This is a genomic window from Streptomyces sp. NPDC031497, from assembly GCF_055580905.1.
In genome coordinates, this window is the sequence record NZ_JBVIKO010000002.1 from 80,634 (window position 1) to 106,962 (window position 26,329).

At 71.0% G+C, this 26,329-nt stretch carries 22 protein-coding genes; 10 read left to right on the forward strand and 12 right to left on the reverse strand.

Annotated features, from left to right (window positions below; genetic code table 11):
- Position 1: 1 nt before the first annotated feature.
- From ACZ5K7_RS03655 to ACZ5K7_RS03670, 4 genes are all read right to left on the reverse strand, one after another.
- Positions 2-409, reverse strand: a complete 408-nt coding sequence (locus ACZ5K7_RS03655; protein WP_351691014.1) for a YciI family protein — start codon at positions 407-409, stop codon at positions 2-4.
- A 118-nt stretch (positions 410-527) separates the two neighbouring features.
- Positions 528-1,658: a serine hydrolase domain-containing protein gene (locus ACZ5K7_RS03660; RefSeq protein WP_351691013.1), complete on the reverse strand. Its 1,131-nt coding sequence runs from the start codon at positions 1,656-1,658 to the stop codon at positions 528-530.
- Positions 1,659-1,757: 99 nt separating this feature from the next.
- Positions 1,758-3,536: a TIGR03767 family metallophosphoesterase gene (locus ACZ5K7_RS03665; RefSeq protein ID WP_468910014.1), complete on the reverse strand. Its 1,779-nt coding sequence runs from the start codon at positions 3,534-3,536 to the stop codon at positions 1,758-1,760.
- Positions 3,537-3,871: 335 nt separating this feature from the next.
- Entirely contained in the window at positions 3,872-4,336 is a 465-nt protein-coding gene (locus tag ACZ5K7_RS03670) for an NUDIX hydrolase (RefSeq protein ID WP_468910017.1), read from the reverse strand.
- Between the two features lie 211 nt (positions 4,337-4,547).
- Here ACZ5K7_RS03670 and ACZ5K7_RS03675 point away from each other — a divergent pair, with 211 nt between their 5' ends.
- Positions 4,548-7,850 carry a S8 family serine peptidase gene (locus ACZ5K7_RS03675; protein WP_468910020.1) on the forward strand — a complete coding sequence of 1,101 codons (3,303 nt, stop codon included), beginning with the start codon at positions 4,548-4,550 and terminating at the stop codon, positions 7,848-7,850.
- A gap of 85 nt (positions 7,851-7,935) precedes the next feature.
- Here ACZ5K7_RS03675 and ACZ5K7_RS03680 read toward each other — a convergent pair whose 3' ends face one another.
- Both ACZ5K7_RS03680 and ACZ5K7_RS03685 read right to left on the reverse strand, forming a co-directional pair.
- Positions 7,936-8,715 carry a hypothetical protein gene (locus tag ACZ5K7_RS03680; RefSeq protein WP_468910022.1) on the reverse strand — a complete coding sequence of 260 codons (780 nt, stop codon included), beginning with the start codon at positions 8,713-8,715 and terminating at the stop codon, positions 7,936-7,938.
- Between the two features lies 1 nt (position 8,716).
- Complete coding sequence (locus ACZ5K7_RS03685; protein ID WP_351691008.1) at positions 8,717-9,244, reverse strand: RNA polymerase sigma factor; 528 nt, start codon at positions 9,242-9,244, stop codon at positions 8,717-8,719.
- Positions 9,245-9,542: 298 nt separating this feature from the next.
- On the opposite strand from ACZ5K7_RS03685, the gene ACZ5K7_RS03690 reads away from it, so the two are divergent.
- The 3 genes from ACZ5K7_RS03690 (at position 9,543) to pepN (ending at position 13,424) form a co-directional block, all read left to right on the forward strand.
- Positions 9,543-10,562: an aspartate-semialdehyde dehydrogenase gene (locus tag ACZ5K7_RS03690; RefSeq protein ID WP_351691007.1), complete on the forward strand. Its 1,020-nt coding sequence runs from the start codon at positions 9,543-9,545 to the stop codon at positions 10,560-10,562.
- Positions 10,563-10,583: 21 nt separating this feature from the next.
- Entirely contained in the window at positions 10,584-10,751 is a 168-nt protein-coding gene (locus tag ACZ5K7_RS03695) for an SDR family oxidoreductase (protein ID WP_468910027.1), read from the forward strand.
- A 99-nt stretch (positions 10,752-10,850) separates the two neighbouring features.
- A complete protein-coding gene (gene pepN, locus ACZ5K7_RS03700; protein WP_468910030.1) occupies positions 10,851-13,424 on the forward strand; it encodes an aminopeptidase N in 2,574 nt (857 codons plus the stop codon).
- A gap of 52 nt (positions 13,425-13,476) precedes the next feature.
- On the opposite strand, the gene ACZ5K7_RS03705 is transcribed toward pepN, so the two are convergent.
- On the reverse strand, positions 13,477-14,739 hold the full coding sequence (locus tag ACZ5K7_RS03705) for a M14 family zinc carboxypeptidase (RefSeq protein ID WP_468910032.1): 1,263 nt from the start codon (positions 14,737-14,739) through the stop codon (positions 13,477-13,479).
- 339 nt (positions 14,740-15,078) lie between these two features.
- Between ACZ5K7_RS03705 and ACZ5K7_RS03710 the strand changes: the two genes are divergently transcribed.
- Positions 15,079-15,531, forward strand: a complete 453-nt coding sequence (locus ACZ5K7_RS03710; protein WP_468910035.1) for a DUF5707 domain-containing protein — start codon at positions 15,079-15,081, stop codon at positions 15,529-15,531.
- A 26-nt stretch (positions 15,532-15,557) separates the two neighbouring features.
- Here ACZ5K7_RS03710 and ACZ5K7_RS03715 read toward each other — a convergent pair whose 3' ends face one another.
- Entirely contained in the window at positions 15,558-17,000 is a 1,443-nt protein-coding gene (locus ACZ5K7_RS03715) for an FAD-dependent monooxygenase (RefSeq protein WP_468910038.1), read from the reverse strand.
- A gap of 171 nt (positions 17,001-17,171) precedes the next feature.
- Between ACZ5K7_RS03715 and ACZ5K7_RS03720 the strand changes: the two genes are divergently transcribed.
- A complete protein-coding gene (locus tag ACZ5K7_RS03720; protein ID WP_468910040.1) occupies positions 17,172-17,771 on the forward strand; it encodes a TetR/AcrR family transcriptional regulator in 600 nt (199 codons plus the stop codon).
- Positions 17,772-17,860: 89 nt separating this feature from the next.
- Here the strand turns inward: ACZ5K7_RS03720 and ACZ5K7_RS03725 are convergent, their stop codons facing one another.
- Complete coding sequence (locus ACZ5K7_RS03725; RefSeq protein ID WP_351690994.1) at positions 17,861-18,127, reverse strand: hypothetical protein; 267 nt, start codon at positions 18,125-18,127, stop codon at positions 17,861-17,863.
- 553 nt (positions 18,128-18,680) lie between these two features.
- The gene (locus tag ACZ5K7_RS03730; RefSeq protein ID WP_468910042.1) at positions 18,681-19,883 is read right to left on the reverse strand and encodes a hypothetical protein; all 1,203 of its coding nucleotides are present in this window, start codon (positions 19,881-19,883) and stop codon (positions 18,681-18,683) included.
- Positions 19,884-20,469: 586 nt separating this feature from the next.
- Between ACZ5K7_RS03730 and ACZ5K7_RS03735 the strand changes: the two genes are divergently transcribed.
- Positions 20,470-20,940 (forward strand): GNAT family N-acetyltransferase, encoded by a 471-nt coding sequence (locus ACZ5K7_RS03735; protein WP_468910045.1) that lies wholly within the window; start codon positions 20,470-20,472, stop codon positions 20,938-20,940.
- Between the two features lie 223 nt (positions 20,941-21,163).
- On the opposite strand, the gene malQ is transcribed toward ACZ5K7_RS03735, so the two are convergent.
- Together malQ and ACZ5K7_RS03745 are read right to left on the reverse strand one after the other, a co-directional pair.
- On the reverse strand, positions 21,164-23,248 hold the full coding sequence (malQ, locus tag ACZ5K7_RS03740) for a 4-alpha-glucanotransferase (protein WP_468910048.1): 2,085 nt from the start codon (positions 23,246-23,248) through the stop codon (positions 21,164-21,166).
- Positions 23,249-23,458: a hypothetical protein gene (locus ACZ5K7_RS03745; RefSeq protein WP_450971620.1), complete on the reverse strand. Its 210-nt coding sequence runs from the start codon at positions 23,456-23,458 to the stop codon at positions 23,249-23,251.
- A gap of 220 nt (positions 23,459-23,678) precedes the next feature.
- On the opposite strand from ACZ5K7_RS03745, the gene ACZ5K7_RS03750 reads away from it, so the two are divergent.
- Genes ACZ5K7_RS03750 through ACZ5K7_RS03760 form a run of 3 tightly spaced genes read left to right on the forward strand, consistent with a single transcriptional unit; the run spans position 23,679 to position 26,277 of the window.
- Entirely contained in the window at positions 23,679-24,212 is a 534-nt protein-coding gene (locus tag ACZ5K7_RS03750; RefSeq protein ID WP_351690986.1) for a PadR family transcriptional regulator, read from the forward strand.
- Positions 24,209-24,907 carry an ABC transporter ATP-binding protein gene (locus tag ACZ5K7_RS03755; protein ID WP_351690984.1) on the forward strand — a complete coding sequence of 233 codons (699 nt, stop codon included), beginning with the start codon at positions 24,209-24,211 and terminating at the stop codon, positions 24,905-24,907. The genes ACZ5K7_RS03750 and ACZ5K7_RS03755 overlap by 4 nt, the downstream gene beginning before the upstream one ends.
- Positions 24,904-26,277 carry an ABC transporter permease gene (locus ACZ5K7_RS03760; protein WP_468910052.1) on the forward strand — a complete coding sequence of 458 codons (1,374 nt, stop codon included), beginning with the start codon at positions 24,904-24,906 and terminating at the stop codon, positions 26,275-26,277. Before ACZ5K7_RS03755 ends, ACZ5K7_RS03760 begins: the two co-directional genes overlap by 4 nt.
- Positions 26,278-26,329 lie beyond the last annotated feature (52 nt).

Consider the following 26,329-nt stretch of genomic DNA (forward strand, 5'->3'; position numbering starts at 1 on the left):
GTCATTCCGTGACCGTGGGCGGCACTCCGTAGAACGGGCGCAGCTCCAGCCACTCGTGGATCGGCCTGCCCCCGGCCCCGGGAGCGGCCGACAGCTCCCCCGCCAGTTCGACGGCACGCTCGTGGCTGTCGACGTCGATGATCATCCAGCCGGCGATGAGGTCCTTGGTCTCCGCGAACGGTCCGTCGGTGACCGGCGGGCGCCCCTCACCGTCGTAGCGGACCCACATCCCCTCGGGGGCGAGGGCCTGCTCGCCGACGAACTCGCCGGTCTTCTCCAGCCGGGCCGCGAAGTCGTTCATGTACTGGATGTGCGCCGTGATCTCCTCGGGCGCCCACTGGTCCATGGGTACGTCGTTGACCGCGGCCGGGGCGCCTCGGTAGTGCTTGAGCAGCAGGTACTTGGCCATGGTGGTTCTCCTCGGTGCTCGTGCGACCCATTGTGGCCGCGCTCACCCCTGGGACGGAGCGGACCGCGGGTTCTCGACATCGCCGCTGGATTTTTTTCCGGGCACTCACGGAAGGCGCTCAGCCCCCGCAGAACTCCGCGTCGAGAACGGTGCCCGGGTCGCCCGCCCAGTCGCCGTTGAAGTTCGCGGCCAGGGCGTGGCGGCCGTCGGCGGTGGTGGCCGCCGTGGAGGTGGAGCCGTGGATACCGCCCTCGTGGCCCCAGACGTGGACACCGCAGGAGAGGGTGTGGTCGATCAGGCCGAGGCCGTAGGCGCTGTCGGGGACGCCGGGGACGGGGACCGTGGTCTTCATCTCCTTCAGCTGGTGCGGGGCGAGGAGCTTCCCGCGGAACAGGGCCTCGTAGAAGCGGGTCAGGTCGGCGCCGGTGGAGATCAGCTCGCCGGCGGAGGAGGCCATGGAGGGGTTGAGGGCGGTGACGTCGTAGGTCGGGCCGGACGGGTCGGTCAGTTTCGAGTAGGCGCGGCTGCTCGGGTGCGGGAGGGTGGTGCGGGTGCCGGGGAGGGACGTGCCGGTGAGGTGGAGGGGCCGGATCACCCGGTTCGTGATCTCCTCGGTGTAGGAGCGGCCCGTCACCGCCTTGATCACCATGCCGGCCAGGATGTAGTTCGTGTTGGAGTAGGCCCAGCTCGTGCCCGGCGCGAAGGCCGGCTTGTGCTTCATCGCGATGGCGACCAGCCCGGCGGGCGTCAGCGTGTCGTAGCGGTGCTGGAAGAAGCCGTCCTTCGTGAAGTACGTGCGGCCGAAGTCGTCGTCCGCCGTGTAGTCGAAGATGCCGCTGGTGTGGTTGAGGAGCCGGCGGACGGTGACACGGCGGCCGTCGTTGCCGTGGCCGGTCACCACTCCCGGCAGCCACTTGTCCACCGTGTCGTCCAGGGACAGGCGGCCCTCCGCCTCCAGCTGGAGCAGCACGGTGGCGACGAGGGTCTTCGTGATGCTGCCGACCCGGTAGCGGTCGGAGGCGGAGCGCGGGGCGCCGGTCCGGGTGTCGCCCACCCCGGCCGTCGTCGACCAGGTGCCGCGCGGGTCACGGGCCGTGGCCGTCACCCCGGGCACACCCGCCTCGACCGCGGCCCGCACCGCCTTGCGGGTGGCCTGGTGGCCGGCGGCGGGCGCCGCCACCGCCGGTGCCGCCAGTACCGCGGCCAGGGCCGCCGCCGTGGCCGCCATCAGTGTCGTGCGTACGAACATGTCTCTCCCCCGGTCGGGTCACCGGTCGGTCACCGGTCGGGGGAAGGGACACCGTCGTGATCGGAGAGGTTGCCCGGCTGTAGGCCAGGCGGGTGAGTTTCAGCCCTTCTTCAGAACCAGCTCGGTGTTCCGGTCCACGGCGTCGCCGCCCAGGACCTTGCTGGAACCGGGGGCGTTGAAGGCGAGTTCGCGGTAGAGGGCCGCGAGGCCGGTCTGGGAGAGGTCGGAGAAGTCCGTGCGGTGCGGGGCCGCCGACTCGATCAGCGTGGTGAAGAGCGAGACCGTGCCGTCCTTGTTGTCCGCCAGCTCCACGACCCGGGCGAGCTGGGGGTAGTCGACGTGCGAGGCGGTGGTGATCTCCCAGAAGGAGTTGCCGTTCGAGGCCTTGTGCGGGGTGATGAGGTTGCGGTGGATGTGGCCGTTCACCCAGGCCAGCACGTTGGCGTGGCGGTTGAGGAGGGTGACCAGCTCGGCGCCCGAGTGGCGGCGGTCGCCCGGGTGGGCCGGGTCGGGGCGGGTGTTGGTCATCGTCTGGCTGGTGTGGTGGCTGAAGACGACGGCGTAGGAGTCCTTGTTCTCCCGCAGGGTCTTCTCCAGCCAGGCCAGTTGGGCCGTGCCGATCGATCCGTCGTAGTGGCCGCCGGCGTCCGTCGTGTCCAGGCTGATGCCGATGACGTCGTCGGAGATACGGAAGGCGTAGTACTGGGTGCCCGCGGCCAGGTTCGCGGAGGAGTAGCCGTGGCCGACCGGGCCGACACCCTGGTAGGCCGGGTCCAGGTGGGCCTTGAGGTACTCCGCGGCCGTGTACGGGGCGCGCTTGTCGTCCGCGGTGACCGAGCGCATGGAACGGGCGTGGGCCTTGAGGAAGTCGCGGTAGCCGCTGCCCTTCGGGTCCTGGGCCGTGCGGATGGAGTCCTGGAGCTTCCTGGCCTCGGCGTCGGTCACCGTCATCAGCTTCTTGCCGGCGACCGCGGCCGCGGCGAGGTAGGGGTCGGCGTGGGAGCCGAAGCAGCCGAGCGGCAGGGCGTCGTGGTTGCCGACGGTGGAGTACCAGGGGAGGTTGAGGCCGGGGCTGTTCACCTCGCGGATCGCGGCGGCGAGGAAGCCGGCGAGATGCGGGAAGCCGAGCGCCTTGTCGTTGTCGCGGGCCGTGGCGGAGGCCTGCCAGTACAGCTTGAGGCCGCTGTTCTGCACGCCCTCGTAGTGCTTGGGGTCGCCGCTGTTGGGGGTGATCCGGCCGCCGCTCATCACCTTCATGAACCACTCCAGCTCGGAGTGGGCGTTGTTGTCGGTGTTGTCGCCGGTCGTCATCACGAAGTGCAGCGGGGAGCCGGTGACCGGGGCGCCGCGCAGCGCGTTCACCCGCTCGACGAGGGAGATGGCGCCGGGCACGGTGAGCGCCTCGTGGGGGCGCCAGGCGTGCGGGTCGTGGGCGCGCAGGTATTCGAGGCGCAGCGGGTGCTGGACGTCCATCAGGTGCAGGTCGGTGAACTGCACGAACGAGGCGAGGGCGGTGCGGCGGCCGGCCCGGCCGGACTTGGCGGCGGCCAGGTCGGAGCGGAGCACGCGTGACCAGCCGGCGCCGTCGCCGAGCCGCCGGTACCCGGAACCCGTGCGGGGCGCGGCGACGGAGGCGAGGGTGGTGCCCTTGGTGTACGGCGCGAGGGGGGCCGCGGCGGCCCTGCGGCCCTCGGCGACCGGTTCCTGCTCCTCGGTCGCGGTGGGCGCGGCCTGGCTGTCGGTGGGGCGCAGGGCGTAGCCGACGCCCGCGGAGAGCGAGACGGCTCCGGCGGCGGCGAGCACGGTACGGCGGTTGATCTCCAGCGCCTCGCGGCCCTTCCGGGCCGCGGAGGTGGCGACTGAGCGTATGCGCGACATGGCGCGGTCTCCCCGGGTACGAACGCGTCCGACAGTGGTCGCGGGCGATCGCTTCCGCGAACTTCCCGCTCACTCTGGATCGTTGGCACCGGGGATGGCCTGCGCGTGAACGCGGCGGCAACGCGCAGCGCCGATCACCGTACGTGGATCAGGTGAGGTGGGGACCGGTCATGGAGCGGATTGCGGGCGTCCGGGGGGCGGCTACTCCGCGTTCATCTGCCGGGGTAGGGGAGGGTCTCCGGCGCTTACGATTGCTACCACCGCTACGGCCGCTACGACCGCTACGACTCCTGCGACTCCTGCGACCGCCAAGACCGCTACGACCGCGACGACCGCTACGACCGGTCTTCCGCGAACCGCCCCGCCGCCGGCCGCTCCCGCCACAGCCGCAGTGCGACATCGATCAGCGGGACGTGCCGGAGGGCCGGTACGACGTCCAGGTCCTGCCAGGCGGCCATGTCGGTGGAACCGCCGATCTCGTTGCGCAGTTCGCCGCCGACGATCTCACCGGTGTAGATGATCCGCACGCTGTGGTGGTCGGTGGGCAGGCGCAGCGGGCCCTCGGCGGCGAAGTGGTGCCGGTAGGAGTCGATGCCCAGCAGTCCGGTCACCTCGATGCTGTAGCCGGTCTCCTCCATGAGCTCGCGGCGGACCGTGTCGTACGGGTCCTCGCCGTGCTCCATGCCGCCGCCGGGCAGGACCCACTCGGGGGTGCCGTCGTCGTCGGGTGACCGGGCGAGCAGGATCTGTCCGTCGCGGACGCACACGGCGTAGGCCGCCACCCTCAGCTTCTCGCGCACATCCGCACGTTAGAGGCGCCGGGCGGCGACGGCCAACAGGATTTCCGCGCACAGCAAGGACACAGACCGGGGGTTTTCCCCATACGTTCATATCGATTCGGTCAACGTTCCCAAAAGGGCGTTCCCTTGAGGAAAGCTGTGCGCCTATGTGCCGGTACTTGACCAAGTTCCGGTCATTCCGCGCTCGTTCCTTTACCTACAAGGGATGCAGATGACCCTCGCCCCCCAACACGACCCGATACCGGGCCACAGACGCCTGGGCCGGATAGCCGTCGCCGTCGGTGTCGTGGCCGCGCTCTCCGCCGCCGGGCCGATACCCATGGCGGCCGCCGCGACCTCGTCCCCGACCGCCGCCACCGCCACCGCGGAGACCAAGTCGGCCCACGACAAGCTGGGTTCGGACGACGCCGAACTGCTCGCCGAGGCCAAGGCCGACGGCACCAAGAACGTCACCATGATGATCGCGACCGCGCCGGGGCAGACCGAGCAGGTCGCCCAGGAGCTGGACGGCGTCAAGGGCGGCTCGGTGGGCCGTACGTACGACAAGCTCGGCTACGTCCGCGCCACCGTCCCGACCGGCCGGGCGGACTCGGCGATCGCCGCCGCCGCGAAGCTGTCCTCGGTGCACGCGATCGACCTGCGCCAGGAGATCCAGCTCGACGACCCGACGGTGTCGGACACCGCCAAGTCGGCGAAGGCCGCGAAGACCTACCCGGCGCCGAACAAGAACACCCCCGCCGAGAACCCCTACAACCCCTCCTTCGAGACGGGCGCCGTCGACTTCGTCAAGGAGCACCCGGAGGCGGACGGCCGGGGCATCACCATCGGCATCCTGGACTCCGGCGTCGACCTCGGCCACCCGGCGCTGCAGAAGACCACCACGGGCGAGCGGAAGATCGTCGACTGGGTGACCTCGACCGACCCGGTCAACGACGGCGACGGCACCTGGCGGCGGATGACCGCCCCGGCCTCCGGCCCGGCGTTCTCCATCACCACGCCCACCCAGGGCACGGAGACGTTCAAGGCGCCCGAGGGCTCGTACAGGTTCAACTACATGTACGAGTCCGCCACCACCGGTGGCGACATGAAGGGCGACCTGAACCGCGACGGCGACACCACCGACGCCTGGGGTGTGCTGTACGACGCGGCCTCCGGCACCGTGCGCGTCGACACCGACGACAACCTGGACTTCACCGACGACGTGCCGATGAAGCCGTACAAGGACGGCTACCAGATCGGCTACTTCGGCACGGACAACCCGGCCACGGACGTCGTCGAGCGCATCCCGTTCGTCGTCGAGATCCGCAAGGACGTCGTCTACAACGCGTCCGGCGCCAAGGCCGACTACGTCAACATCGGCGTCATCGAGTCCGAGCACGGCACCCACGTCGCCGGCATCACCGCCGCCAACGGGCTGTTCGGCGGCAAGATGAACGGCGCCGCCCCCGGTGCGAAGATCGTCTCCTCCCGGGCCTGCACCTGGACCGGCGGCTGCACCAACGTCGCGCTCACCGAGGGCATGATCGACCTGGTCGCCAACCGGGGCGTCGACATCGTCAACATGTCGATCGGCGGCCTGCCGGCCCTGAACGACGGCAACAACGCCCGTGCGGAGCTGTACACGCGGCTCATCGACACCTACGGCGTGCAGCTCGTCATCTCCGCGGGCAACTCCGGCCCGGGCGCCAACACCATCGGTGACCCCGGTCTCGCCGACAAGGTCATCTCGGTCGGCGCGGGCATCTCCAAGGACACCTGGGCCGCCAACTACGGCTCCCAGGTGACGACGAAGTACCAGCTGCTCCCCTTCTCCTCGCGCGGTCCGCGTGAGGACGGCGGCTTCACGCCGACGCTGGTGGCGCCCGGCGCCGCGATCAACACCACCCAGACCTGGCTGCCCGGCTCCCCGGTCGCCGAGGCGGGCTACTCGCTGCCGGCCGGCTACTCCATGCTCCAGGGCACGTCGATGGCGTCCCCGCAGGCGGCGGGAGCCTCGGCCCTGCTCCTGTCGGCGGCCAAGGAGAAGGGGATCAGCCTCTCCCCCGCCGACCTGCGCACGGCCCTCACCTCGACCGCCGACCACATCAAGGATGTGCAGGCGTACGAGGAGGGCGCGGGCCGGATCAACATCGTCGACGCGTGGGAGTCCATCCGCGACCACGCCACCGCGCACGACTACACCGTGAAGGCGCCCGTCGACACCGCGATCGACTACGCGCTGAAGACCCCGGGCTACGGCACGGGCCTGTACGACCGCGAGGGCGGCCTGAAGGCCGGGCAGAAGAAGACGTACGACGTCACGATCACCCGTACCTCCGGCGCGGACAAGGCACTGCGGCACGAGCTGTACTTCGAGAACAACGCCGGTCACACCTTCAAGATCCTCGGCTCGGACGAGGTGAACCTGCCGCTGAACCAGCCGGTGACGGTCAAGGTGCAGGCGCGGGCGAAGAGTTCGGGCATCAAGTCCGCGATCCTCGAGGTCGACGACCCGAAGACCGAGGGCGTCGACAAGCAGATCCTGACGACGGTCGTGGTCTCGTCGCCCGTCGACTACACCTACTCGGCGGCGGGTTCGGTGCAGCGCAACAGCTCCACGTCGTACTTCGTGACCGTGCCCGAGGGCGCCCGGTCTCTTGAGGTCGCGATGAGCGGGCTGGCCGACAAGAGCCAGACACGGTTCATCTCCATCCACCCGTACGGCGTCCCGGTCGAGGACACCGGCACCCCGTACTGCTACAACAACTACCTCAACGGCAACGGCTGCAAGCCCGACGTCCGTTCGTACGCCGACCCGCAGGCCGGGGTCTGGGAGATCGAGGTCGAGGCGCGCCGCACCTCACCGCTGCTCGACAACCCGTACAAGCTGGACCTCACCGTGCTCGGCGCGGCCTTCGACCCGGAGACCGTGACCGTGCCCGAGGCCAAGGTCGGCACCCCGGTCACCGCCTCCTGGAAGGTGACCAACGGTTTCGCCGCCCTCGACGGCAAGCTGGTCGGCGGCCCGCTCGGCTCCTCGAAGACGGCCCGCCCCTCGATCAAGGAGGGCGAGGTCCAGACCACCACGGTGACCGTGCCGGCGGGTGCGAAGTCGCTGGACGTGGCGATCGGCGGCGTCTCCGACAACGCCGCCGACCTCGACCTGGCGGTGTACGACGCGTCCGGCACGCAGGTCGGGCTGTCCGCCGACGGCGACTCGGAGGAGGCGGTGTCCATCGCCTCGCCGGCCGCCGGCACCTACACCGTCGAGGTCACAGGCTACTCGGTGCCGTCGGGCGCCACCGGCTACGACTACCGGGACGTGTTCTTCTCCGCCGCGCTCGGCAGCCTCACGGTCGACGACTCGACTCCGGTCAAGCTCGGCACCGGCGCCTCGGTGACGGTGAGCGGCCAGGCCACGGCGCTGGCGACGGCCCCCGAGGGACGTGAGTTCTTCGGTCAGGTCCAGCTGGTCAACGCACGCGGCACGGTCGCGGGCACCGGCAGCGTGAAGATCGAGAAGGTCGCGCAGTAATCGTGTGTCACCAGCGGAGGGGCAGTCGCACGTACGGCGGCCGCCCCTCCGCTGTACCTCGTTCGATCCGGTCACCGAAGCCCGGCTACTCGGGCGCGCACGTGGTGTATCTGGATTCGGACAGCGCCCCGGCAAGCCCGGCGCGCTCGCGAGCGATCGACTTCTCGCCGACGACCACGTGGTCCGGGACAGCCGAGTCCTCCGCAAGGGCCACCAGAACGTGGTCACCCTTGTGCAGGGCCTTGTGGACGGCGTCCTCATCAGCCAGGAAGGTGATCTCCTTCTTCCCCTTTTCCGGCTTCCCCCCTTCCGGCTTCCCCTCTTCCGGCTTGTACGAGCGCGTCACGTGCAGGGTGATCCGCTCCTGGCCGGAGCCGCCGGGCACCCGCTGCACCCTCGTGACCTCGCCCTCGGCGATCAGGCGGGTGCAGGCGAGGTAGCCGGGGCCGAAGAGCGGGGAGCCGGCCGCGGCGGAGCCCGCCGCCTTGGCGCCCGAGTCCTCACTGCTCCCGCCCGACATCGAATTGACGCCCCCGGCCTGCCCCAGCAACCAGATCATCCCCGACAGGACGCCCGCGACGGCGGCGACGGCAAGGCCACCGAAGGCGAACCCGCGCACGGGACGCCGGGTGCGATGCGCCCGTGCCGGAGCGGGCCGCCGGTGTGGTCGCGGCTCCTCGGCCAGTGCGTCCCCGATGGTCGCGAGTTGCCGCCGCAGCAGCGTCACGTCGGCCTCGGCCTCGCGGTGCTCTGCCATGAAGGCGGCGTCGGCGCGGGCCTCATCCGGTAGCTCCTCGTCAGTGATCGCGGCCATAAGCGCATCCGTGCCGTCGTACATCTCGTACGCCTCGTGTTCGGCGGTCATGTCACACCACCTCGTCCTCGTGCAGGCGGGCGCGCAGGGCGCGTACCGCCGTGTGCAGCCGGCTCTTGACCGTCCCCTCGGGGATGCCGAGTTCCTCGGCTATCCCGCGCACCGGCAGGTCGGCGTAGAAACGCAGGACGAGGACCTGGCGCTGGGCGTCCGGCAGTTCGTCCAGGCCGCGGGCGACGGCGACGGAGAGCAGGCTGCTGTCCTCGCCGGAGGTGTGGTCGGGGATGCGGAGGGCGGCCAGCCGTTCGCCGACGCGTTCCTGGCGGCGCTTGGCACGGTGCCAGTCCATCGCGAGGTTGGAGGCGACCACCGCCGCCCACGCCGAGACGTCCCGCGGTGCCTCCTGGCCGTTCGCGGCCCGCTCCAGCAGCCGCAGGCGGACCTGCTGTACCCCGTCCAGCAGGTCCGCCTGCGGTACGCCGCCCAGCGCGAGCACCGCCCGCACCCGGCGCTCCTGGTCCGCGTCCAGCGGATCACCGTGCTGGTCCCCCTGGACCCGGCGGGCCTTTCTGCGCAGCACAACCCACCCCCCTCACCGCGTTTCCCCTACGACGCCGCGGCCCCCGGAAACGTTCGGGCGACTCCGGGAAATCTTTTCCGAGGCGTACGTCACACCGGCGCGCCACGCAGCACAGCTTGCGGCACGAGGGCCACGGAGAGGAAATTTCTGCAGCTCAACGTGGGTGCCGACGGGAGTTCCACGGGCCGTGAGGTCCGTTCGGCGGGTATGGCCGGCAAAGAATTGGACAGGCTGACCCGGGTCGGCCGCATGATGGAAAGGCCGCAGACACACGTCAACGTATGCAGAGGGAGTCACCGTGAGGGTCGGAATCGTCGGAGCCACCGGTCAGGTCGGCACGGTCATGCGCGGGATCCTCACGGAGCGCGACTTCCCGGTCACCGAGCTGCGGCTGTTCGCCTCGGCCCGCTCCGCCGGGACCGTGCTGGACGGCGTGACGGTGGAGGACGCGGCGACCGCCGACTACACCGGCCTGGACATCGTGCTGTTCTCGGCGGGCGGGGCCACCTCCAGGGCGCTCGCGGAGAAGGTCGCCGCCCAGGGTGCCGTCGTCATCGACAACTCCTCCGCCTGGCGCAAGGACCCCGAGGTCCCGCTGGTCGTCTCCGAGGTCAACCCGCACGCGATCGCCGACCGCCCCAAGGGCATCATCGCCAACCCGAACTGCACCACGATGGCCGCGATGCCGGTCCTGAAGGTGCTGGACGCGGAGGCGGGCCTTCAGGCGCTGGTCGCCACCACCTACCAGGCGGTCTCCGGCTCCGGTCTGGCGGGCGTCGCGGAACTGCACGGGCAGGTGCAGAAGGTCGCCGCCGACGCGGACAAGCTCACGCACGACGGCGGGGCGGTCGACTTCCCCGAGCCGCAGGTCTACAAGCGGCCCATCGCCTTCAACGTCCTCCCCTTCGCCGGCAACCTCGTCGACGACGGTCTGAACGAGACCGACGAGGAGCAGAAGCTGCGCAACGAGTCCCGCAAGATCCTGGAACTCCCCGGGCTGAAGGTCTCCGGCACCTGTGTCCGCGTCCCGGTGTTCTCCGGTCACTCCCTCCAGGTCAACGCCCGGTTCGCCCGCCCGATCAGCCCCGAGCGCGCGACCGAGCTGCTCGCGGACGCGCCGGGCGTCGAGCTCTCCGACATCCCGACGCCGTTGCAGGCGGCCGGCCAGGACCCGTCGTACGTCGGCCGGATCCGGCGTGACGAGACGGTCGAGAACGGTCTGGCCCTGTTCATCTCCAACGACAACCTCCGCAAGGGGGCTGCGCTGAACGCCGTGCAGATCGCGGAGCTGGTGGCGGAAGAACTGTCCGCGAAGTAGGGGGGCCGGACGCCTCAGGGGGTGCCGGCCATGCCGGAGCTGCGGGAGCGGTTCGAGGGCGAGACGCTCCAGAAACGGATGGCCGGCCCCGCCGAGGTCGCCGAGGCCGCGCTGTGGCCGTGCAGCGACCGCTCCTCCTTCGTCACCGGCGCGGCGATGCCGGTCGCCGGCGGCACGACGGCCGCCTGACACCTCCGTCCGGGCGATCTCTGGGGTTTTCCCTCGTCGCCCGCGGCCGGGCCGTCGTGGAAGGATGGCGCAACCCACACATAACGAGGAGATGACCGCGTGCCTGGCACAAACCTGACTCGCGAAGAGGCGCGGCAGCGGGCGAAGCTGCTCACCGTTGACTCGTACGAGATCGATCTCGACCTCTCCGGCGCGCAGGAGGGCGGCACCTACCGGTCCGTGACCACGGTGCGCTTCGACGTCGCCGAAGCAGGCGCCGCTTCCTTCATCGACCTGGTGGCCCCGGCGGTCCACGAGATCACCCTCAACGGCGACCCGCTCGACGCGGCCGAGGTCTTCGAGGACTCCCGGATCGCGCTGCCGGGCCTGCTGGCCGGCCGCAACGTCCTGCGGGTCGTGGCCGACTGCGCGTACACCAACACGGGCGAGGGCCTGCACCGGTTCGTCGACCCGGTCGACGAGCAGGCCTACCTCTACACCCAGTTCGAGGTGCCGGACGCCCGCCGGGTCTTCGCCAGCTTCGAGCAGCCGGACCTCAAGGCGACCTTCCAGTTCACGGTGAAGGCGCCCAGCGGCTGGACCGTCATCTCGAACTCGCCGACGCCCGAGCCCAAGGACGACGTCTGGGTCTTCGAGCCCACGCCGCGCATCTCCTCGTACATCACCGCGCTGATCGTCGGCCCGTACCACTCCGTGCACAGCGTGTACGAGAAGGACGGCCAGAGCGTGCCGCTCGGCATCTACTGCCGGCCCTCGCTCGCCGAGTTCCTCGACTCGGACGCGATCTTCGAGGTGACCCGGCAGGGCTTCGACTGGTTCCAGGAGAAGTTCGACTACGCGTACCCGTTCAAGAAGTACGACCAGCTGTTCGTGCCGGAGTTCAACGCGGGCGCGATGGAGAACGCGGGCGCGGTGACCATCCGCGACCAGTACGTCTTCCGGTCCAAGGTGACCGACGCGGCGTACGAGACGCGCGCCGAGACCATCCTGCACGAGCTGGCCCACATGTGGTTCGGCGACCTGGTCACCATGGAGTGGTGGAACGACCTGTGGCTGAACGAGTCGTTCGCCACCTACACCTCCATCGCCTGCCAGGCGTACGCGCCCGGCTCGCGCTGGCCGCACTCGTGGACGACGTTCGCCAACTCCATGAAGACCTGGGCGTACCGGCAGGACCAGCTGCCCTCCACGCACCCGATCATGGCCGAGATCCGCGACCTGGACGACGTCCTCGTCAACTTCGACGGCATCACCTACGCCAAGGGCGCGTCCGTCCTGAAGCAGCTCGTCGCCTACGTCGGCATGGACGAGTTCTTCAAGGGCGTACAGGCGTACTTCAAGCGTCACGCGTACGGCAACACGCGCCTGTCCGACCTGCTGGGCGCCCTGGAGGAGACCTCCGGGCGTGACCTGAGCACCTGGTCGAAGAAGTGGCTCCAGACCGCCGGGATCAACATCCTGCGCCCGGAGGTCGAGACGGACGCCGATGGTGTCATCAACTCCTTCGCCATCCGCCAGGAGGCCCCGGCGCTGCCCACCGGTGCGAAGGGCGAGCCGACGCTGCGTCCGCACCGGATCGCGGTCGGCCTGTACGACCTGGACGAGGCCACCGGCAAGCTGGTCCGCGCCGACCGCATCGAGCTGGACGTGGACGGCGAGCTGACCGCCGTACCGCAGCTGGCCGGCCGCCGCCGTCCGGCGGTGTTCCTGCTCAACGACGACGACCTGTCGTACGCGAAGGTCCGCCTGGACGAGCAGTCGCTGCAGTTCGTGACGGAGCACCTGGGCGACTTCGAGTCCTCCCTGCCCCGCGCCCTGTGCTGGGCGTCGGCCTGGGACATGACCCGGGACGCCGAACTCGCCACCCGCGACTACCTGTCCCTGGTGCTGTCCGGCATCGGCAAGGAGTCGGACATCGGCGTCGTGCAGTCGCTCCAGCGGCAGGTGAAGCTGGCGATCGACCTGTACGCCGACCCGACCGCCCGTGAGGCGCTGCTGACCCGCTGGACCGACGCCACCCTGGCCCACCTGCGCGCCGCCGAGCCCGGCAGCGACCACCAGCTGGCCTGGGCGCGGGCGTTCGCGGCGACCGCGCGCACCCCGGAACAGGTGGATCTGCTGGACGCCCTGCTGGACGGCGCGACGACGATCGAGGGTCTGGTCGTCGACACCGAGCTGCGCTGGGCGTTCGTCGAGCGGCTCGTGTCGGTCGGGCACTTCGACGAGGAGGACATCGCCTCCGAGTACGAGCGGGACAGGACGGCCGCCGGCGAGCGCCACGCGGCCACCAGCCGCGCCGCCCGTCCGACCGAGGAGGCGAAGGCCGAGGCGTGGGCGTCGGTCATCGACTCCGACAAGCTGCCGAACGCCGTGCAGGAGGCGGTGATCAACGGCTTCGTCCAGACCGACCAGCGTGAGCTGCTGGCGCCGTACACGGACCGGTACTTCGAGATCCTGAAGTCGGTGTGGGACAGCCGCTCCCACGAGATCGCCCAGCAGATCGCGATCGGCCTCTACCCGGCCCTCCAGGTCTCCGAGGAGACCGTCGCCAAGACGGACACCTGGCTGGCCGCGGCCCAGCCGAACGCGGGTCTGGCCCGTCTCGTCTCGGAGTCCCGCTCGGGTGTCGAGCGCGCCCTGCGGGCCCAGGCGGCGGACGCGGCGGCCGAGTAGCCGACGATACGACGGAGGGGGCGCCGGGGCGGATGCTCCGGCGCCCCCTCCGTCATGTGCACAGGCGTGCGGCGAGGTCCAGCATCGTGCGCACATGCAGTCCGGTCTGCGCGGACACCGGGATCCAGCGCGGCTCGCAGGCCTTGTCGAGTTCCCGGCACCACTCGCGCACCAGGTCCGCGAGCGCGTCGGCGGTCGCGGGCTCGGTACGGGCCAGCGCCCGGCGCGCCATGGCCGCCACCCGCAGCGGGATACGGCGGGCGGAGACGTCGAGGGTCGCGAAGTGGCCGCGGGAGCCCGCGTGTTCCGCCTCGGCCCAGCCGGCGGCCAGCGACGGCGCGACCCGCAGCAGTTCCCCGGCGGCGGTGTGCAGGGGCAGCAGATCGTGCGGTACGGCGCCGGCCGGGACCCGCTCCAGCAGCGCGGCGAGCTCCCGGGTCCGGGCCAGCAGCAGGTCGCAGGCCCGGCCGACGGCGCGCTCCGGGTCGGGGGCGGGCCGGGAGTCGCTCACGCCGGGGACGGCCCAGGCGGGTGCCTCGACGAGGGCGGTGAGGGTGCCGTGGCAGCGGGGGTGGAGCCAGGTGCTCTCGGCGACGAACCCGCTCGGGTCGCGTTCGCTGCCGCTGCTCGCGGGCGGCAGCCGCAGGACGCCGGGCGGGTCCGGACGCCAGTCCGGGCCGTCGCAGGGGTGGTCGTCGAGCGGGATCCGCAGCCGGGCGGCGATCTCCCGGAACGCGCGGGCGGCGCCGGGGACCTCCCGGGTCTGCATGGTGAAGGCGCCGCCGAACTCGATGCCGTGCAGGGTGAACTGGGCCACCGGCCGCAGCTCGTCGAGCACCCGCACCAGCGCTGCGGACTCGGGCAGCGGTTCCCGTCCGGTGCCCGGAGCGGGCGGCGACTCGGGCTGGCAGGCGAACTCGGGCCGGTAGAAGTGCCGGTGGCACTCCTCCAGGGACGGAGCGGGTTCCTCGGGCTGCCAGCCGTGCGCGAGGCGGGCGCCGTCCGGGTCGAGACAGAGCAGCAGATGCCAGGTGCAGTCGAGCCTGCGGAGCAGCTCGGGCCGGTGGGCGAGGAGGCGGGCGAGCCGGAGCGCGGAGGCGCCCCCCACGGGTTCGTTGGCGTGCGCGCCCGCGACGGTCAGGAGCTGCCGCTCCCCGTGCCCGGCGGACAGCAGCCACAGCGGCCGGCCGGCCCGGCTCTCCCCGGCCGCCCGCATCCGCAGCACCCCGGGCGCGAAGGCGACCAGCGTGCGGGCCTGCCGCTCCAGTTCGCCGACGCCCGGGTAGAGCGCGCGCCGGGACGGCGATGTCCGCACGCGGGCCCCTCCGGTCAAGCGCCCTGAGAGTTGCTGTCCCCGGTGGTCTCCTTCTTGTCCAACGGGCGGATCTCGATCTTGGTCGCCATTTCAACTCTCCTTGCTCGTAAGGATGTTGGGCGTCCCCATGGGAACTCCCGGCGTAGCGACTGTCAAGGGTGCCCCCCGAGTCCCCTGGTCCCCTGGTCCCCTGATGCCCGGGTCCCGATCACCCAGGCGGAGTTGAGTACCCGTGCTCACGCCCGGGGTGCCCATGGGTTGCGAGCATCGGTGCAACGGCGCGGCACAGAGCGCCGGTTCATCCAGTCGAGGCACTCAGACCGTCACGGAGAACCCGTCATGTCCCGTCGTATCGCTCTGTCCATCGCCGCCGGTGTCGTCGTCCTCGGCGGCGCCGGGGCCTTCGCCCTCGCCTACGCGGGGGACCAGCCGCCCGCCTTCGCGCACAGCACCGCCCGCTACACCGCGCCCGCCGGCGGCCGGGACGGTTCGCTCGCCTTCTCCACCGAGGTCACCGCGGCCTCCGGGCTGAAGAGCCTGAAGGTGCTGGCGTGGCCGGAGAAGTCCCGGTTCGCGGAGAAGCCGCCGACCGCCAAGGACATGGCCGAGGTGGAGTCGGCGACCTGCGAGCCGGCCGGGTCGGACACCGCCCGGTGCGCGTACAAGGCCGTGGTGTCCACCGCCGACGCCGCGTCGACCCCGCACGGCGCCTGGCACATCGCCGTACTCGCCACCGCCAAGGACGGCCGCACCACTCTGGACACCGAGGTCACCGACTTCACCGTCGGCTGAGCCGGTCCGCCGCCGGTGGGATCCGCTCAGCCGACGTGCGCGGCCAGCGCCGCCTCGATGTCCGCGCCCCGGGCGCCCTCCGCCGCCCAGGCCGCGTATCCGTCGGGGCGCACCAGCAGTGTCGTACCGCGGTCGCTCGCCCAGTGCGCCACGGCCAGCCGGTCCGCGCGCCCCTCGCCCGCGTCGTACGGACCCGGGGCGACCAGGACGAACCGGCCGCCGCGCAGGGCCTCGTAGAGCCGGCCGCCACCGGCCAGGGCGAGGTCGGGGACCCGGGCGCCGGTGAAGGGGTGGGCGCCCCTCGGGGCCGGATACCGGTAGCCGACGCCGGTGATCTGGCCCATCACCCTGCGGCGGACGGGGGCGAGCCGGCCGACGGCCGTGATGAGCGCGGCCCGCACCGGCAGCTGCCAGCCCTTGGCCATCGCGAGCCGGACGATCGCGCCGCTGCTGCGCAGGACCGACCTGCCGACGGGGTGGCGTTCGGCCTGGTAGGAGTCGAGCAGGCCGGGGGCGGCGTGGCCGTGCAGGACGGCGGTGAGCTTCCAGCTCAGGTTGGCCGCGTCCTGCAGACCGGTGTTCATGCCCTGGCCGCCGGCCGGGGTGTGCACATGCGCCGCGTCGCCGGCCAGGAAGACCCGGCCCACCCGGTAGCGGGGCGCCTGCCGCTCGTCGCTGTGGAAGCGGGACATCCAGCGGGCCTCGTGCATCCCGAAGTCCCGGCCCAGGGCAAGCCGGGTGATCTCCCTGACCTCGTCGAGGTCGACCGGTTCATGGTCGGGGACGTCGCGGTCGCGGTGCCAGCAGATGACCCGGTAGTAGCCGTCGCCGAAAGGCACGAGGAAGGCGAACGCGTCGCCGACCGCGGCAGCCGTGATCAGCGTCTCGGGCTTCTCGTCGAGCAGCACGTCGGCGAGGACGACGGACCGGATGGCCGACCGTCCCGGGAACGGCAGCCCGACCGCCTCCCGCACGGCACTGCGCATGCCGTCGGCGCCGACGACGTACGCGGCGCGCAGGTCCTCGGCGCCCTCGACGTGCACGGTGACCCCGTCGGCGTCCTGCGTCAGTCCCGTCACCTCGGACTCGTAGCGGAAGTCGACACCCGCCTCGACCGCGCGGCGCTCCAGCACCTTCTCCACCTCGTACTGCGGGAGCACCAGCACATGCCGGAAACGGGAGGGGAGGCCGCCGAGGTCGATGGTGAGGCCGCCGAAGAGGTTGAGCCGGGTGAGCGGCCGGCCGACGGCCTCCAGGTCGTCGGCGACGGCGCGGGCGTCGAGCTGCTCCAGGGCACGGGCGTGCAGGGCGAAGGCGCGGGAGAGGTTGCTGGTCTTGTGGGGCCGCTTCTCCAGGAGGGTGACCGGGACGCCGGCGACGGCGAGGTCACCGGCCAGGAGCAGGCCGGTGGGACCGGAGCCGACGACGATCACGCGGGAGGTTTCGGGGGCGGCGGTCGGGCCGTTCATGGGGGACCTCCTGAATGCCTACGCTTGTTGACCAACAGATGTTGACCAACAGGTGTTGGTCAACGGGCGCGCGCCAACAGATGTTGGCCAACGCTCGTTGACCAAACTAGAGCTCGCCGGTCGCGTAGTCAACACTTGTTGGCCTACGGATGTTGGCCTACGCTCGTTGGCATGACCGGCACCCCCAGTAGAAACACAGAGCCCACGAACGGCTCGGCGGCACGCCGCTCCGACGCCAGCCGCACCGCCATCCTGACCGCGGCCCGCGAGCGCTTCGCCACCGACGGCTACGAGCGGGCCACCATCCGCGCCATCGCCAAGGACGCGCATATCGACCCGTCGATGGTCATGCGCTACTTCGGCAACAAGGACGGCCTGTTCGCGGCGGCCGTCGCGCTCGATCTGCGGATGCCCGACGTCTCCCAGGTGCCGCGCACCGAGGTCGGGCGGGCGCTGGTGTCCCACTTCCTGACCGTCTGGGAGACGAACGAGGAGCTCACCGCGGTGCTGCGGGTCGGCATCACCAACAAGGCGGGGGCCGAGCGGCTGCAGGGCATCTTCCGGGAGCAGGTGGTACCGGTGGCCCAGCGGGTGTGCCCCGACCCCGAGCAGGTGCGGACACGGGCGGGGCTGTGCGCCGCGCAGCTGATGGGGCTCGCCCTCACCCGTTACGTGCTGCGGCTGCCGCCGGTGGTGGCGCTGGCGCCGGAGGAGATCCTGGCGTGGCTCGGGCCGACCCTGCAGCGGTATCTGACCGCGCCGAGCCCCTGAGCGACGCGCCGAGGGCGCCGGTCAGCTCCCGTACGTCCTGTCGTGGCACGTAGGGAGGGCGACCGGCGCCCTCGACGGAGAAGCGGAGGTCAGGCCTTCGCCTTGGCCTTCGTCGTGCCCGGCTTGGTGACCCGGATCTTGGACTTGTCCAGCACCATGACCAGGCCCGCGATGACCGCGAACAGCACGAGCGGGATCAGGACGTAGAGAGCCAGCGTCTCGATGACGCTCAGGCCCTTGCCGGGGTCGTCGCCGTCGTCACGCGTGAGCGCGAGGGCAGGGGACGACATGAGCAGCATCATCAGCGTCGTACCGGCAGCCAGGGCGCCGGCGCGCAGGGCGTTCTTCTTGTCCACGTTGCCAAAGTTAGCGGGCCGACTTGAGGGGCGCGCGTCCGGGGTCCCTGTACGCGGCGCCGCGCGCTGCGGCGGCCCTGCCAGGAGGGGCTGCCGCCCGGTCGGCCTTTGCTGAGTGCCGGTTGGCGGACATGTCGTCCGCATGCCTTTCACAGTGCGAAAACCGCCATGACCGGCGTGTGTGTCGCCCGAACCAGACCCCTGAGCCGTGAGTGCCCGCGCGCACCCCAGAACAGGTCTGGACCTGAGCCCTCCATCACGGAGCTGCACGGCGGGAACGAGAGATCGGCCGCAGAGCCTGATCAGGGATGTCTCGGCCCCTTGACCGGCCTGGGTTCGGAACGCAGAAGTGGCCCCGGTTCTCCCCTCGCGGATGCTGGGCGTCAATGGGAAGCGTCGGCAACCGACGACAACGCCGCAGATGCCCGTGCACTGCCCCGCGTCCCGCCGCATGAAAGACAGGCCCCTGGCGCCGACGCTTGTACCGATCTCCCTGGCCAGCAGTTCAGGATGAGGAGAGCTCGCGGCTCCGCCTGGGTTCATGGGCATGAGCTCAGCCGAAACTCGACTCCGAGCGAATCTGAACACGAACCTTCCCCGTGCGATTCTTCGTCACGTACTGATAGGCGATGTATCCTGTGCCGGCCACGGTTGTCAGATACGGGCCTATCGACGGCGCGATAACGTCAGCAGCCGTCGCAAGCAGGGCGGGAGCAGCCTTGAAGGCAAACGCTTTAAAGTTGGCCGGCGCCAAATAATTCTGCCCCGTGACGCCCCGCAAATTCTTACTGAACCGCTCGAGAGCGACCTCTGCGGCATGCCGTGATTGCGCACTGGGGGTCTCTATGAATCTCATTGCGGCACTCCGCCAATCAATGCCGTAATTCCGTAATTCTAAAATCACATGCGGCGCCATACCCCTGAGAGTTTGCGCACTAGGCACCCGGACCTCTAAATCCAGGTGATTACTCAACTCGGGTGGCGGCCCATGCCGGGTTCCATCGCACAGTGCTGTCTGTATCACTGGGAGATCGCGGGCTCCCGTGCCGATGACTGACGCCCTCATACCCAGCACTTTTGCATAATTGACATGATGCAGCTGATCAGCCCAGTCGAAAAAGCTGTCATAAAACATGATCCGCTCTGGTGAATAACCAGCAGATGCCAGCCGATCGATGATCCGGAAACGATTTGTCACAGCCTGGTCCCGGAGGTCAAAGACCCCGAGTGCCGCCCCCACTGCACGGATCAACTCGCCCCGCCTGATCCCGCCCGCAGCTCCAGGTCGCCGTGAACTCAACTCCTCGGCCGCGTCCAGCGCCTCATACCGAAGTATCTCAGTACCCTGCCACACCCCTGGCGCCAACCCGGCTGGTTCGTCCCCGCGGAGACAGCGCCGCAACAGTGATCCGTAATTCTCCCCCATCGCCGCTGGCCACACCGTGGGATTCGTGAGAGGCCCGACGGAGGTTGCAAGTCGGTCGGCGATTCGGGCACCATGCGCAAAAGGGCTTTGAATCTGCATTCCTTGCAACACTTGGAGGAGTTGAGGGAACCCGGAGGCCGGAGCTCGCGAAATGATCGAAATGACACCCCCTTTCATCGCCAGCTCAAATAGACTGATACCTCCGCCGGCAGATTCAAATATGTGACGCCGGAGGTGATCCGAGGCAAATAGATAGGCGTCTACCAGATAGAAGCCCGGCTCGAACAATATTCCGTGAATGAGGGATGTCTCAAATTCCTCATACGTCATGGAGTCGGCGATCGGCCCGTCGGCCAAAGTTAACAGCGAATGGTCCGAGAGAGTCACTTTCCACCGGCCCCATTGGTGAAAGATTTATCATGCGCCCTGGGAAGGGTAAGGGTATCGCGATGGCACCGTGGGCGACAAGAAACCTTTCACGGCTGATTCGGGGGATTTTCCATGTCTGTCGACGCCTTCACCTTTGCTCTTCATTCGACTCCGGTTTCACTGCACTCACGGTAGCTCCTTCATGCAACTGAAGTGAGTTCCGATGGAGCCGAACTCGTGATGTCGGGCCTCGCGGGCTGAGGGTGTCAGATGTGGGCCCTGATTCGCTGCACTGGATGTCCGAGTGCGTCCCCGATGGCGCTGGACGCACAGAACTACGACTGGTCCTGTGAGTAGGCGCCCCACCCCTCGGTATCGATCGGCGCGCCGCAGTGGGGACAACCGATCTTCTGCAGATTCTGACCCCAGTCGGCAACGGTGAGTGTGTCGTGCCGGGTGACGTCGATCTCGACGTCGACTCCGCCGGGGGGCCCGGGCCAGGTCCTCCACGATCGACGCAGCACGGGCAGCTGCTTAGGGTTCCCGCATGACGACCACACTGTCTCTGGGACAGATCACCCCGGCCAACTTCGACGTCGCGATCGGTCTGCGGGTTCGTCCGGATCAGGAGCACTTGGTCGCTCCAGTCGTAAAATCTCTGGCCGAGGCGTATCTCCATCCCGGCATAGCTTGGCCCCGACTCATCCTTGACGGTGACCGTCCCGTGGGCTTCCTCATGGCCTTCTTCGACATCGACTGGAGGGGCGACGGCACAGGCACCGACATCCGTTCCGGTCTCTGGCGGCTCAACATCGCAGATGGCGAGCAGGGCCGAGGGTACGGTCGCTTCGCGGTCGAGTCCGTTGCTGCTGAAATCCGCCGTCGCGGCGGCACCTGCCTGACCACCACCTGGCATCCGGGCACGGGTGGCCCCGAAGGTTTCTACCTCGGGCTCGGATTCCGTCTGACGGGTGAGACCAGCGGAGGCCAGACAGTCGGCGAGCTGGACTTGCACTAGGACTCGACCTATCGGACAGGCCCTGGTCGGGAGCCGCCCTCGCCGTCGGGGAAGGCGCAGGCGGCCCATGACGTCCGCGAAGGCGGGCGCGTCGCCGGCCTTTCCGGCGGTGAGCACGAACACGAGAGGCCGGCAGCAGCCGGCCCACGCAGACCGGGCCGAAGTCGCGGCTGGGCGGCATCGTCGCCGAACGCCCGGCGGGCCGAACGGTCAGCCGCCGGTCTCATGACGGACTGGGCAGAGGCACCGCGCGGCCGTCCTCCTCCTGGTCGGGCGGGTCGTCCGACCGGAACACATCCAGGAGTGCCCGGACCCTCCCCGATTCCATCAGCTCCTCCAGTGTCACCGGGCGGCCCGTCGCGTCGGCGATCGGGAGGCGCCAGTTCGGGTACTGGTCCCAGGTGCCGGGGAGGTTCTGGGGGCGGCGGTCGCCGACCGTGTCGGGGAGCCAGACGCCGATCATGCGGGCCGGGGTGCGGAGCAGGAAGCGGTGGACGGCCCGGATCTCGGCCTCCTCGTCACCGGCGTCGGACCCGGCCAGCAGACCCAGCCCGGTCAGCAGGGCCAGCCACTCCGCCGTGTCGGCCGCCGCGTCCGCCCGCTCCTCGGCCACCGGGCGGGTCAGCAGGCCCAGCCGGTCGCGGAGTTCGACGTGCTCGCCGGTGAGGCGGGCGGCGGTGGGCGGCAGGTCGTGGGTGGTGGCGGTGGCGAGGCAGTCGGCGCGCCAGCGCTCCGGGGGGAGCGGGCGGCCGTCGCCGTCCCAGTCCCGTTCGAACCAGAGCACCGACGTGCCGAGCACCCCGTGCCGCTGGAGCGTCTCGCGCACCCCCGGCTCCACGGTCCCCAGGTCCTCCCCGATCACCACCGCGCCCGCCCGGGTCGCCTCCAGCGCCAGCAGGGCCAGCATGGCCTCGGCGTCGTAGCGGACGTAGGTGCCCTCCGTGGGCGGCCGGCCCTCCGGCACCCACCACAGCCGGAACAGGCCCATCACATGGTCGATGCGCAGGGCGCCGGCGTAGCGGAAGAGGGCGCGCAGCAGCTGGCGGTAGGGGGCGTGGCCGGAGGCGGCGAGGCGGTCGGGGCGCCACGGCGGCAGGCCCCAGTCCTGACCGCGGGCGTTGAAGGCGTCGGGCGGGGCGCCGACGGACATCCCGGCGGCGAAGAACGCGCGCTGCGCCCAGGCGTCCGCGCCCTGGGGGTGCACGCCGACGGCGAGGTCGTGCACGATCCCGACCGGCATCCCGGCGTCGCGGGCGGTGTGCTGGGCGGCGATGAGCTGGGTGTCGGTGAGCCAGGCGAGCCGGGAGTGGAAGGCGACCCGGTCGCGCAGTGCGGCGCGGGCCCGGGCGGTCTCCGCCGAGCGGGGGTCGCGCAGGGCCTCGGGCCACCGGTGCCAGTCGGAGCCGTGCCGCTCGGCGAGCGCGTACCAGGTGGCGTGGTCCTCCAGGGCCTGCCCCTGTTCGGCGCGGAAGGCGTCGTAGGCGGCCTGCCGGGCGGGGGCGAGCGGTACGGCGGCCAGCGCCTCCAGCGCCTCCCGCTTCAGTTCCCAGACCGCGTCCCGGTCGATGTGGGCGCCCTGGTCGAGGACGGCGGCGCGCAGCCGTCCGGCGCGTTCGGTGAACGCGGGGTCCGGGACGTACTCGGGGACGGACTCCAGCCGCAGATGCACCGGGTCGGGGAAGCGGCGGGAGGAGGGCCGGTACGGGGAGGGGTCGGTCGGGGGGCCGGGTACGGCCGCGTGCAAGGGGTTGACCTGGACGAATCCGGCCCCGGCGGTGCGTCCGGCCCAGTCGGCCAGGTCGGCGAGGTCACCGAGGTCGCCCATGCCCCAGGAGCGGCGGGACAGGAGCGAGTACAGCTGGACGAGGAGTCCGTACGAGCGGCCGGCGGGGGTGGGCAGCCGGTCGGGGGCGACGATCAGGTGGGCGCGGGCGGTACGGCCGTCGGGCGCGGCGGCGGTCAGCAGGTGTACGCCCGTCGGCAGGTCCGTCACGTCGTCCCGGGTCTCCCCGTCCTCCGTCCGCACCTCAAGCCGGGTGCCGGCGGGCACGCCGAGGGCGGGGTCGCCGGAGCCGGTCCAGTGGACGACGGTCGGCGGCAGCAGCCGTTCGGCGAGGTCCCGCTCCCGGTCGGCGAGGGCGGTGCGGACGGCCTCCGGGCCGCTCGCGTCGACGCCCAGAGCGGCCAGCGCGGCCGTCACGGCGCCGGCGGAGGCCGCGACCGTACGGTCCGGGGACGGGCTGTAGGAGGTGGCGACGCCGTGCAGCTCGGCGAGCCGGCACAGCCCCGGGTCCAGGGCTTCGCTCATCTACAACCCCGGCTCACTGGTCAGCGGGGCCAGGTCGGCGAGCGGCGGTTCGCTGGTCAGGGGCTCGGCGTCGGGTAGCGGCGGCTCGCTGGTCAGGGGCGCCTCCGCGCAGACGGTCTCGGCGCTGAACACACACAGACGGGACTCCTCCTCGGTCTCCACCGGGGGTTTGAACTGGGCCGGGATCGGATGGTGAACCGTTGCGGCCACGGTGGCCTCCTCGTCATGACGTCGGGTACGGCGGCGGTTGCCGGGTGAGAGGAGCCCTACCCCATCGTCGCGAGGGCACGCGTGACGGCCGGGTCCCGGCCCGCGATCCGACCCGCGGACGGCGATCGGTTCGCCGCGATGAACCCCGCTCAGGACTTCGAGGCGGATTCTCAGCGATCACTATTCACTCAGTACATGTATCCAGTGCATACTGATCCCCATGAGCACCCGGCACATCCTTCTGGGGCTGCTGGAGGCAGGGCCGAGTCATGGCTACGACCTCAAGCGGCGCCACGACGAACGCTTTCCGCAGGCCCGTCCGCTGGCCTACGGGCAGGTGTACACGACCCTGCAACGCCTGGTCCGTGACGGTCTCGCCGAGCTCGAAGGGACCGACGCCGACGGGGGGCCGGAGCGGACGCTGTACCGGTCGACGGACGACGGGGCACGTGAACTGGCCCGCTGGGCCGGGGAGATCGCGCCGCCCGCGCCCTTCGTGGCGAACGAGATCTTCGCCAAGGTCGTCGTCTCGATCCTGGCCGGCGGTGATCCGGCCGCCTACCTGGGCGCCCAGCGCACCGCGCACATGGAGCGGATGCGTGAGCTCACGGCCGTGAAGACGGCCCCGGGCGCCGACCTGGCGACCGTGCTCTCGGCGGACTACGCCCTCAACCACCTCGATGCCGACCTCCGCTGGATGAACACCACGGCGGCCCGGCTGACCACTCTGACCGCGGAGGTCGACGCAGTATGAGCAACCAGGGGGACTCCTCGGTGCCGCTTCTGGCGGGCCGGGACCTCGTCAAGGCGCACGGCAGGGCAGAGGCGCTGCGCGGCGCCTGTGTCGAGTTGCGCGCCGGCGAGATCCTCGCCGTGACGGGGGCCAGCGGCAGCGGCAAGTCCACGCTGCTGCACTGTCTGGCCGGGATCGTGCGACCGGACGCGGGCTCGGTGGCCTACGACGGGCTGCGGCTCGACCGGCTGCCGGAGAAGCGGCTGAGCGAGCTGCGGCGCTCCGACTTCGGCGTGGTCTTCCAGTTCGGGCAGCTGATCCCGGAACTGACCGCCCTCGACAACGTGGCGCTGCCGCTGATGCTGGCCGGATCGGCCCGCACCGAGGCCCGGGCACGGGCCGGCGAGTGGCTGGAGCGGTTCGGGGTGCGCGGACAGGAGGAGCTGCGGCCGGGCGAGATGAGCGGCGGCCAGGCACAGCGGACCGCTCTGGCACGAGCGCTGGTGACCGGCCCGAAGGTGGTCTTCGCGGACGAACCGACGGGGGCGCTGGACTCGCTGGCGAGCGAGCAGGTGATGACGTCGCTGGTGCACACGGCCCGCGAGTCGGGCACGGCCGTGCTGCTGATCACTCACGACGCCCAGGTCGCGGCGTACGCGGACCGCGAGGTGCGGCTGAGCGACGGGACCGTGGCGACTGCGGGGGTGGCGGCGTGAGGGCCGAGCTGCGACTGGCGCTGCTGCTCACCCGGGGGTCGGACCGACGGGAGTGGTGGCGGGTCCTGCTGACGGCGATCGGGGCGGCGCTGGCCACGGGCATCGGGCTGGTGATCGCGGTCCTCGCCCCGATGGACGGGCAGTACCGCGTCCCGGTCGGTTCCGGGCTGCTGGACCAGCCGGGAACGCGCGACGGAGTGATCACCGCGCTGATGCTGCTGTTCATCCCGGTGTTCGGGTTCCTCGGGCAGTGCGCGCGGGTCGGCGCGGTGCACCGCGACCGGCGGCTGGCCGCGCTGCGGCTGGCGGGTGCCACGCCCGTGCAGGTGCGGCGGATCGCGGCGCTGGAGTCGGGGCTGGCCTGCCTGGCCGGCTCGGCCGTGGCCACCGTGTTCTCCGTGCTGTCCCTGCTGCGTCTGTGGCACGGTTCCGATCCACTGGCCTGGGCCGGCATCGCCGTGGTGGCCGTGCTGGTGCCGGTGCTGGGCGCGGCCGTGAGCGCTCTGGCACTGCGCAGGGTGGTGGCCTCGCCGCTGGGCTGGATCCGACGGGCGCGGCCCACCAGGGGTCCGGGGCGGGCGTTCCGGGTGGCGACCGGGTCGCTGACCGTACTGGCGGTGTCGGTCGCGCTGACCGCGCTCGTCGGCGATTCCTTCGCGTTCCCCCACGTCGGGCTCGCTCTCGGCCCGCTCACGGTGTTCGCCGCCTGTCTGCTGGTCGGCGTCTCGGCGGTGTGGCTGGCGGGCTGGTCGTCCCGGTGGCTGGGGCGGGTGCTCGCCGCGCGTGCGCAGAGCCCGGCGCTGCTGATCGCGGCGGAACGGCTGCGCGACGACCCGTGGGCGGCGGCCCGCACGCACGCGGCCGTCCTGCTGGTGACCGTCGTGGGCACCGGATTCGTGGGGGTGCGGCAGGTGCTGCTCGCGGTTCTGCACGCCATGGACCGGGCGGACCACCTCGGCACGGACCTCACGTACTACACGACGGGTCTGGACCTCACGGCTGCCGCGATCCTCGTCGCCCTGGCGATCGTCCTGTCCGGTCTCGCCGTCGGCACCGCCGAGTCGCTGGCCACCCGGCGCCGGGGCCTGGCCGCGCAGGCCGCCGCCGGAGTGCCTCGCGGCGTGCTGGGCCGGGCGCTGCTCCTGGAGACCGCGCTGCCGCTGGCCCCGGCGGTCCTGGTGGCGGGCACGGGCGGCATGGCCGTCGGCGTCTGGTACGCCTCCATCGCCACGACGTACACCTTGCCGGCCGTGCCGTACCCGGCCCTGCTGGTTCCGCTCGCGGTCTACGGCGCCTGTCTGCTGGCGGCGGCCACCGCGCTCCCGCTGTTGCACCGCTCGGTGCGTCCCGCGGAGCTGCGCTACGCGTGACCGCGGGATGACACCGGCCTCCGGGGGCACAGGGGACCCCCGGACGCCGGAG